This is a genomic window from Pseudomonas sp. URMO17WK12:I11, from assembly GCF_007677725.1.
In the GTDB taxonomy this organism is placed as follows: Bacteria; Pseudomonadota; Gammaproteobacteria; order Pseudomonadales; family Pseudomonadaceae; genus Aquipseudomonas.
In genome coordinates this window covers 619,769-628,636 of the sequence record NZ_VEDF01000002.1, presented here as the reverse complement: position 1 = coordinate 628,636, position 8,868 = coordinate 619,769, and the positions used below count along the sequence as shown (strand labels likewise).

Below are 8,868 nucleotides of genomic sequence, written 5' to 3'. Positions count from 1 at the left end.
CGTTCCGTTGTCGCTGGAAGTGGGGCGCATTATAAGGGGATTCGAGAGGGCGTCAACCGTTAATTTGATTAAATGCACATATCGCTGAAAAACAAGCGGGGTGGCCTCACGGCCACCCCGCTTCTCTCTATAGAGGCGCCATGTCAGACGACACCAGCGTGGCGCAAACGAGCAATGGCATCTGCATCCAAACCCAGCAGCTCGGTCATGACTGCCTCCGTGTGTTCACCCAGTAAAGGCGGTGCGCGGCGATATTCCACAGGCGTATCCGACAGCCTGATCGGACTGGCTACCTGCGGCACGCTCCCCGCCAGCGCATGGGGCAGGTGCAAGGCCAAACCTCGCTCGATCACTTGTGGGTCCTGGAACACCTGGGCCAAGTCGTTGATCGGACCACACGGCACCCCTGCAGCCTCCAACTGACCAACCCACTCGGCTGTAGTCTTGAACACGGTGGCCTGGCGAATCAGCGGGATCAACTGCGCACGGTGGGCCACGCGCTGCTTGTTGGTAGCGAAGCGCGGATCATCCGCCCACTGCGGTTGCCCAGCCACTTCGGCAAATCTACGAAACTGACCATCGTTACCCACCGTAAGAATGAAGTCGCCGTCGGCAGTAGGGAAATCCTGATAGGGCACTATATTAGGGTGCGCATTGCCAAGGCGTTTTGGCGCACTGCCTGTGGTCAGGTAGTTCATGGCCTGGTTGGCCAGACAAGCGACTTGCACATCCAGCAGCGCCATATCGACATGCTGCCCCGCGCCGTGTTGCTCCCGGTGCGCCAACGCCGCCAGGATCGCTACGGTGGAGTACAGGCCGGTCAAGATATCGGTCAACGCGACCCCAACTTTGACCGGGCCAGCGCCGTCGTCACCCTCCGGGCGCCCGGTCAGGCTCATCAGCCCGCCCAGGCCCTGAATCATGAAGTCGTAACCTGCACGCTTGGCATAAGGACCGGTCTGACCGAACCCAGTGATCGAACAATAGATCAGCCGAGGATTGATCGCCTTTAGACTGGGGTAATCCAACCCATAGGCTGCAAGCCCACCTACCTTGAAGTTTTCGATGACGATATCGGACTTCGCCGCCAGTTCTCGAACCAGGCGCTGACCCTCTGCTTGGGTGAAATCGATGGTCACTGATCGTTTATTACGGTTGGCACTCAGGTAGTAGGCCGCCTCGCTGGTGTGCTCCCCGGCAGCGTCGCGCAGAAAGGGTGGCCCCCACGCCCGCGTATCATCACCACTGCCCGGGCGCTCCACCTTGATCACGTCGGCCCCGAGGTCTGCGAGAATCTGACCAGACCAAGGTCCGGCCAGCACCCGCGACAGATCCAGCACCCGCAAATGAGATAGCGCGCCCATGGGCCACTCCTTATCAGTAGAAGGCCTGGATGCCCGTCTGGGCGCGACCAAGGATCAGTGCGTGCACGTCATGGGTACCCTCATAGGTGTTCACCACCTCCAGGTTGACCAAATGGCGCGCCACGCCGAACTCATCGGAAATACCGTTACCGCCGAGCATGTCGCGAGCCATGCGCGCGATATCCAAGGCCTTGCCACATGAGTTGCGCTTCATGATCGAGGTGATTTCGACTGCCGCGGTGCCTTCGTCTTTCATCCGCCCCAGACGCAGGCAACCTTGCAGTGCCAGGGTTATTTCAGTCTGCATGTCAGCCAGTTTCTTCTGAATCAGCTGATTGGCTGCAAGCGGACGCCCGAACTGTTGACGGTCCAGCGTGTATTGCCGTGCCGTGTGCCAGCACGCTTCGGCCGCGCCCAACGCGCCCCAGGAAATGCCATAACGCGCTGAGTTCAGGCAGGTGAAAGGCCCCTTGAGACCGCGCACGTCAGGGAAGATGTTTTCCTCAGGCACGAACACGTTGTCCATGACGATCTCCCCGGTGATCGAAGCCCGCAGCCCGACCTTGCCGTGAATCGCCGGGGCGCTGAGACCTTCCCAACCTTTTTCCAGGACGAAGCCACGGATATCGCCGGCATCATCCTTGGCCCACACCACGAAGACATCGGCGATCGGGCTGTTGGTAATCCACATCTTGCTACCGCTCAAGCGATATCCACCGTCCACGCTACGGGCCCGGGTGATCATCGATCCCGGATCCGAACCATGATTCGGCTCAGTCAAGCCAAAGCAGCCAATCCACTCGCCAGTGGCCAGCTTGGGCAGGTATTTCTGCTTCTGCGCCTCGGTACCGAACGCATTGATCGGCACCATCACCAGCGAAGATTGCACGCTCATCATCGACCGGTAGCCTGAGTCGATGCGCTCGACCTCACGGGCAATCAGGCCATAGCACACGTAGTTCAGGCCACTGCCGCCATATTGCTCGGGAATGGTCGCACCAAGCAGGCCGACTTCACCCATTTCACGAAAGATCGCCGGGTCAGTCTGTTCATGGCGAAATGCTTCCAGCACGCGCGGGGCGAGCTTGTCCTGGGCGAACTGAAAAGCACTGTCACGTACCATGCGCTCTTCTTCCGTGAGCTGCTGGTCCAGCAGCAGCGGGTCGATCCAGTTGAAGCTTGCCTTGCCTGCCATGAGCGAATTCCTCGGTATCGGAGTAGGGGAGCCAATGGATTAGATCCTAGGCCCGATCCAGCGCGCCGACAAACGAGGATTGCGCACCCATTAGTGATATTTTCTCACTCCGTATCATCAGATATCCCTCGTTCTGCCGACCCAACGAGTGAGGCTCACGTACATGCGACGCAAAATCCCCAGTACCACTGCATTAATCTGCTTCGAAGCAGCCGCGCGCCATCAGAGTTTCACCAAGGCAGCGCAGGAGCTGGCACTGACCCAGGGCGCGGTCTGTCGCCAGATTGGCGCACTGGAAGCGTTCCTCAATGTCGAGCTGTTCCGACGCTTGCGCCGCGGCGTGCAACTGACCGAGGCAGGGCTTTCCTATAGCCGACAGGTAGCCGCCCAACTGGATGCGGTGGAGCGGGACACCTTGTCAGTGATGCGCCAGCAAGGCGCCAATGTGATCGAGCTGGCTGTCGTGCCTACGTTCGGCACGCAGTGGCTGCTGCCGCGCTTGAAAGACTTCCAGCAGCGCCACCCTGAGGTTACGGTCAACCTGACCAACCGCACCCGACCGTTCCTGTTCGCCGACACCCCGTTCGACGCAGCTATCTACTTTGGCGATGCCGACTGGTCGGGCACACAATCCCACCGCCTGATGGGCGAGAACCCAATGCCAGTGTGCAGCCCGGCGCTGCTGCACGGCCAAGGCCAGATCGACGTCCAGAGCATGGCCGGCATGCCGTTGCTGCAGCAAACCACGCGCCCATACGCGTGGCGGCAATGGTTCAACGGTTTGGGCTTGACCGTCCCTGGCGACATGGCGGGGCCGCGCTATGAGTTGTTTTCGATGCTTGCCCAGGCAGCCAAGCACGACATGGGCTTGGCGCTGATCCCGCCGTTTCTGATTCAGCGCGAGTTGGAGGAGGGTAGCCTAGTGGTCGCTAACAGATACGCGCTGGCCAGTCACAAGGCCTACTATCTGATGATCCCCGAGCGCAAGGTGCAATCCGCGTCGCTGCAAGCGTTCAGGGATTGGCTGGTTGAACAGGCGGTGCAATACACCGACACCACACGAACTGATCAGCATAACTGACCTCGTAGTCAGCTTTTTTGGAAACCTACAGATATAACTATTTGTCGCACTTTGGCAAACTGTGCCGGTGAATCGAAAAACCGCACCTAACCCGCCAACCACGCGGCTTTCAGAGGTTTATTGCGACATTCACAAGCTTAATCACGAAATCGCTGCAAAAAATTTCAAAATTTCTTCTAGCCTGCCAAATGCCTGTGTTTGACGGGTTGAAGCGGGATACTTGCGACATACGGTCACAGGGTGACTTGTAGTTTTGCCTTCGTTTCGCTCCAGAATCTGTTGATGCACTTAGGGTTCATCTGCAAAATGCCTCGCCCACCCTGGATTGGTGGGCCCGGCGCTAAACAGCCGCCCCAGTTCGCCATCCGCAGCGCGCTGGCTCTTACAAATACAAAAGGTCACCGCAGGAGAAATAGTCGTGCATATTGGTGTTCCTCTCGAGACGCAGACCGGTGAGACAAGGGTTGCTGCGACCCCCGAAACCATCAAGAAACTGATTGGCCAAGGTCATCAGGTCACTGTTCAGCGGGGGGCAGGCCTCAATGCCAGCGTTCCAGACAGTGCCTATGAGGCCGTGGGCGCCTCGCTGGGTAGCGCCGCCGATGCCTTCGGTGCTCAGTTGGTGCTCAAAGTGGTCGCACCCACTGACCAGGAATTGTCCCTGATCAACCGAGGCAGCCTGCTGGTGGGCATGCTCAATCCCTTCAACAACGAGCTGATTGGCAAGATGGCCGAGCGCGGCATCACTGCCTTCGCCTTGGAAGCTGCGCCGCGCACTTCACGGGCCCAGAGCCTGGATGTGCTGTCGTCGCAGGCCAACATCGCCGGTTACAAAGCCGTGCTGTTGGCGGCGCACCACTATCCACGCTTCATGCCCATGCTGATGACCGCTGCCGGTACGGTGAAGGCTGCGCGGGTGCTGATTCTCGGGGCAGGGGTTGCTGGCTTGCAGGCAATCGCCACAGCCAAACGACTTGGCGCGGTCATCGAAGCCTCTGATGTGCGCCCGGCGGTGAAAGAGCAGATCGAGTCGCTAGGCGCCAAGTTCATCGACGTCCCGTACCAGACCGACGAAGAGCGCGAGTGCGCCGAAGGTGTCGGCGGTTACGCCCGGCCCATGCCCGCCAGCTGGATGCAGCGTCAGGCGCAGGCGGTGCATGAGCGTGCCAGGCAAGCCGATATCGTCATCACCACCGCGCTGATCCCTGGCCGCAAGGCACCGACCCTGCTCAGCGCCGAGACCGTCGCGCAGATGAAGCCTGGCTCGGTGGTCATCGACCTGGCCGCCGCGCAGGGCGGCAACTGCCCGCTGACCGTCGCTGATCAGGTCGTGCAGCACAATGGCGTCACCCTCGTTGGCCCGACCAACCTGCCGGCGCAGCTGGGCGCCGATGCCTCGGCGCTGTATGCCCGCAACCTGCTGGACTTCATGAAGCTGCTGTTCGACAAGGACGGCGCGCTGGTCATCAACCTCGAAGACGACATCGTCGCGGCCTGCCTGATGTGCCGCGACGGACAGGTCGTGCGCAAGAACGGCTAAGGAGCACGAATAATGGAAGACATGCTGATTTCCCATGGCATCTATAACCTGATCATCTTCGTGCTGGCCATCTATGTGGGCTACCACGTGGTCTGGAACGTCACCCCAGCGCTGCATACTCCTCTGATGGCGGTGACCAACGCGATCTCCGCAATCGTCATCGTCGGCGCCATGCTGGCTGCTGCGCTGACCGTGACGCCGGCTGGCAAGCTGATGGGCACCCTGGCCGTGGCGCTGGCCGCAGTCAACGTGTTCGGTGGCTTCCTGGTCACCCGTCGCATGCTTGAGATGTTCAAGAAGAAAACCAAGAACGAGGCGCAGAAGTAAGCATGAGCATGAATATGGTAACGCTCCTTTACCTCGTCGCCTCGGTCTGCTTCATCCAGGCGCTCAAAGGTCTTTCACACCCCACCACCTCGCGGCGCGGTAACCTGTTCGGCATGATCGGCATGGGCATCGCGATCCTGACGACGGTTGGCCTCATTTATAAGCTTGCCGCGCTCTCGGTTGGCAACGGCGGGGCCACCGCCGGCATCGGCTACGTGATCGTCGGTCTGCTGGTCGGCGGTAGCGCAGGCTCGATCATGGCCAAGCGCGTGGAAATGACCAAGATGCCGGAACTGGTCGCCTTCATGCACAGCATGATCGGCCTGGCTGCGGTGTTCATCGCCATTGCCGCGGTGCTCGAGCCACAATCGATGGGGATCGTCGCGTTGATCAGCGACCCGATCCCCACCGGCAATCGGCTCGAGCTGTTCCTTGGCGCGGCCATCGGTGCCATCACCTTCTCAGGCTCGGTGATCGCCTTCGGCAAGCTGTCGGGCAAATACAAGTTCCGCCTGTTCCAAGGCGCACCCGTCCAGTTCGCCGGGCAGCACAAGCTGAATCTGATTCTGGGCCTGACCACCATCGCCCTCGGTCTGCTGTTCACCTTCACCGGCCATTACAGCGCGTTCACCCTGATGCTCATCCTCGCCTTCATCATGGGCGTGCTGATCATCATCCCCATCGGCGGCGCCGACATGCCGGTGGTGGTGTCGATGCTCAACAGCTACTCCGGCTGGGCCGCGGCTGGCATCGGCTTCTCGCTGAACAACTCGATGCTGATCATTGCAGGTTCGCTGGTCGGATCAAGCGGCGCCATCCTTTCGTACATCATGTGCAAAGCGATGAACCGCTCGTTCTTCAACGTCATCCTCGGGGGCTTCGGTGGTGATGCCGATGCCGGTGCGGCGCAGGGCTCGCAGGAGCAGCGCCCGGTCAAATCGGGTTCGGCCGACGACGCCACGTTCCTGCTAAGCAACGCCGACAGCGTGATCATCGTGCCGGGCTACGGCCTGGCGGTGGCTCGCGCTCAGCACGCGCTCAAGGAGCTGACCGAAAAACTGACCCACAACGGTGTCACGGTCAAATATGCGATTCACCCGGTAGCCGGGCGCATGCCGGGGCATATGAACGTGCTGCTGGCGGAGGCCGAAGTGCCTTACGACCAGGTATTCGAGATGGAAGACATCAACGCCGAGTTCGGCCAGGCGGACGTGGTGCTGGTACTGGGCGCCAACGACGTGGTCAATCCGGCCGCCAAGAACGATCCGAAGTCGCCGATTGCCGGCATGCCGATCCTCGAAGCGTTCAAGGCCAAGACCATCATCGTCAACAAGCGCTCCATGGCCAGCGGCTATGCCGGTCTGGATAACGAGCTGTTCTACCTGGACAAGACCATGATGGTGTTCGGTGACGCCAAGAAGGTCATCGAGGACATGGTCAAGGCGGTCGAATAAGCCTGCACGCTATGCGTGTTCAAGACCCCAGCCCCGGCGCGCACCCGCCCGGGGCTTTTCATTTGCTGATCCAGATCAACGGCTGACCGCGCCGGGTTCCCATTCGACCATGGTCGTGGGACGGCGCCGGGCGAAATCTCTAGACTGCGCTGCAGTAGCTTAGTAGCCCGAGATAACAATCCATGTACCGTGATCGTATCCGCTTGTCCTCCCTGCACAGCAAGGTAATGAGTGCGGCTGATGCCGCTGGCCTGATCGAAGACGGCATGACCGTCGGCATGAGTGGTTTCACCCGCGCCGGCGAGGCCAAAGCGGTGCCGCATGCCTTGGCAGAACGGGCCAAGCTGTCGCCGCTTAAAATCAGCCTGATGACTGGCGCCAGCCTTGGCAACGACCTCGACAAGCAACTTACCGAAGCCGGCGTGCTCGCCCGACGCATGCCATTCCAGGTCGACAGTACCTTGCGCAAGGCGATCAACGACGGCAAGGTGATGTTCATCGACCAGCACCTGTCGGAAACCGTCGAGCAGCTGCGCAACCAGCAGCTCAAGCTGCCGGATATCGCGGTCATCGAAGCCGTGGCCATCACCGAGCAAGGGCACATCGTGCCGACCACATCGGTGGGCAACTCGGCCAGCTTCGCCATCTTCGCCAAGCAGGTGATCGTCGAGATCAACCTGTCGCACAATCCTAATCTCGAAGGGTTGCACGACATCTATATCCCGACCTACCGCCCGACCCGTACACCGATCCCGCTGGTCAAGGTCGATGATCGTATCGGCAGCACCGCGATCGCGATCGACCCGGCCAAGATCGTCGGCATCGTCATCAGCGACCAACCCGACTCGCCGTCGACGGTACTGCCACCGGATGACGAAACCCAGGGGATCGCCGACCACCTGATCAACTTCTTCAAGAAAGAAGTACAGGCTGGCCGCCTGACCAACAAGCTCGGCCCGCTGCAGGCCGGTATCGGCAGCATCGCCAACGCGGTCATGTGCGGGTTGATCGAGTCGCCCTTCGAAGACCTGACCATGTACTCCGAAGTGTTGCAAGACTCGACCTTCGACTTGATCGACGCCGGCAAGCTCAGCTTCGCCTCGGGCAGCTCCATCACCTTGTCGGCGCGGCGCAATGCCGACGTGTTCGGCAACTTGGAGCGTTACAAGGACAAGCTGGTCCTGCGCCCGCAGGAGATTTCCAACCATCCGGAGGTGGTGCGCCGGCTGGGCATCATCGGCATCAACACCGCGCTGGAGTTCGACATCTACGGCAACGTCAACTCCACGCACGTGTGTGGCACGCGAATGATGAACGGTATCGGCGGCTCGGGTGACTTCGCGCGCAATGCCCACTTGGCGGTGTTCGTCACCAAATCGATCGCTAAAGGCGGGGCGATCTCAAGCGTGGTACCGATGGTCAGTCACGTCGACCACACCGAGCATGATGTCGACATTCTCGTCACCGAACAGGGCTTGGCCGATCTGCGCGGCTTGGCCCCACGCGAGCGTGCGCGGGCGATCATCGACAACTGCGTTCACCCAGATTACCGCGCGGCGCTGAACGATTACTTCGAACGCGCCTGCCAGCGCGGTGGCCATACCCCGCATATCTTGCGCGAGGCCTTGAGCTGGCATGAAAACCTGGAAGATACAGGTCGGATGATCGCCAGCTGACCATCGGTTCAACCTCCCGCCCTGCAATAGGGCGGGCCTGGTCTTCGACACGCGCCCTCAGCAGAACAGACCTACGCGGGTCACCCTCTAAAACTGTACTACTGTACCGTTATCTCCATGCCTCTCGCCGGTTAAATCCTTACGATTGGGACTAAAATGCACCTTTATAGGGCAGACCAGTACAGTTAAGCCTATTTCGAGTGCAACAGTCGGCCTAAACACTTAACTGGC

The 8,868-nt window shown here is 60.2% G+C and carries 7 protein-coding genes; 5 read left to right on the top strand and 2 right to left on the bottom strand.

Going from position 1 to position 8,868, the window contains the following annotated elements:
- Window positions 1-143: 143 nt before the first annotated feature.
- Both FS665_RS06205 and FS665_RS06200 read right to left on the bottom strand, forming a co-directional pair.
- Window positions 144-1,364 (bottom strand): CaiB/BaiF CoA-transferase family protein, encoded by a 1,221-nt coding sequence (locus FS665_RS06205; RefSeq protein WP_145184962.1) that lies wholly within the window; start codon window positions 1,362-1,364, stop codon window positions 144-146.
- Window positions 1,365-1,377: 13 nt separating this feature from the next.
- Window positions 1,378-2,559 carry an acyl-CoA dehydrogenase gene (locus FS665_RS06200; protein WP_145184959.1) on the bottom strand — a complete coding sequence of 394 codons (1,182 nt, stop codon included), beginning with the start codon at window positions 2,557-2,559 and terminating at the stop codon, window positions 1,378-1,380.
- A 163-nt stretch (window positions 2,560-2,722) separates the two neighbouring features.
- On the opposite strand from FS665_RS06200, the gene FS665_RS06195 reads away from it, so the two are divergent.
- The 5 genes from FS665_RS06195 (at window position 2,723) to FS665_RS06175 (ending at window position 8,637) form a co-directional block, all read left to right on the top strand.
- On the top strand, window positions 2,723-3,640 hold the full coding sequence (locus FS665_RS06195) for a LysR family transcriptional regulator (RefSeq protein WP_145184955.1): 918 nt from the start codon (window positions 2,723-2,725) through the stop codon (window positions 3,638-3,640).
- A 418-nt stretch (window positions 3,641-4,058) separates the two neighbouring features.
- The gene (locus FS665_RS06190; RefSeq protein WP_145184953.1) at window positions 4,059-5,180 is read left to right on the top strand and encodes a Re/Si-specific NAD(P)(+) transhydrogenase subunit alpha; all 1,122 of its coding nucleotides are present in this window, start codon (window positions 4,059-4,061) and stop codon (window positions 5,178-5,180) included.
- 12 nt (window positions 5,181-5,192) lie between these two features.
- Entirely contained in the window at window positions 5,193-5,507 is a 315-nt protein-coding gene (locus FS665_RS06185; protein WP_003256966.1) for an NAD(P) transhydrogenase subunit alpha, read from the top strand.
- A 2-nt stretch (window positions 5,508-5,509) separates the two neighbouring features.
- Window positions 5,510-6,961: an NAD(P)(+) transhydrogenase (Re/Si-specific) subunit beta gene (locus tag FS665_RS06180; RefSeq protein WP_145184950.1), complete on the top strand. Its 1,452-nt coding sequence runs from the start codon at window positions 5,510-5,512 to the stop codon at window positions 6,959-6,961.
- 182 nt (window positions 6,962-7,143) lie between these two features.
- Window positions 7,144-8,637, top strand: coding sequence for an acetyl-CoA hydrolase/transferase family protein (locus FS665_RS06175; protein ID WP_145184947.1), 1,494 nt, complete (start codon window positions 7,144-7,146; stop codon window positions 8,635-8,637).
- Window positions 8,638-8,868: the final 231 nt, after the last annotated feature.

Coding starts and splice junctions, on each gene's coding strand:
- FS665_RS06205 (WP_145184962.1), bottom strand. CDS start 1,364: ATGGGCGCGCTATCTCATTTGCGGGTGCTGGATCTGTCGCGGGTGCTG.
- FS665_RS06200 (WP_145184959.1), bottom strand. CDS start 2,559: ATGGCAGGCAAGGCAAGCTTCAACTGGATCGACCCGCTGCTGCTGGAC.
- FS665_RS06195 (WP_145184955.1), top strand. CDS start 2,723: ATGCGACGCAAAATCCCCAGTACCACTGCATTAATCTGCTTCGAAGCA.
- FS665_RS06185 (WP_003256966.1), top strand. CDS start 5,193: ATGGAAGACATGCTGATTTCCCATGGCATCTATAACCTGATCATCTTC.
- FS665_RS06180 (WP_145184950.1), top strand. CDS start 5,510: ATGAGCATGAATATGGTAACGCTCCTTTACCTCGTCGCCTCGGTCTGC.
- FS665_RS06175 (WP_145184947.1), top strand. CDS start 7,144: ATGTACCGTGATCGTATCCGCTTGTCCTCCCTGCACAGCAAGGTAATG.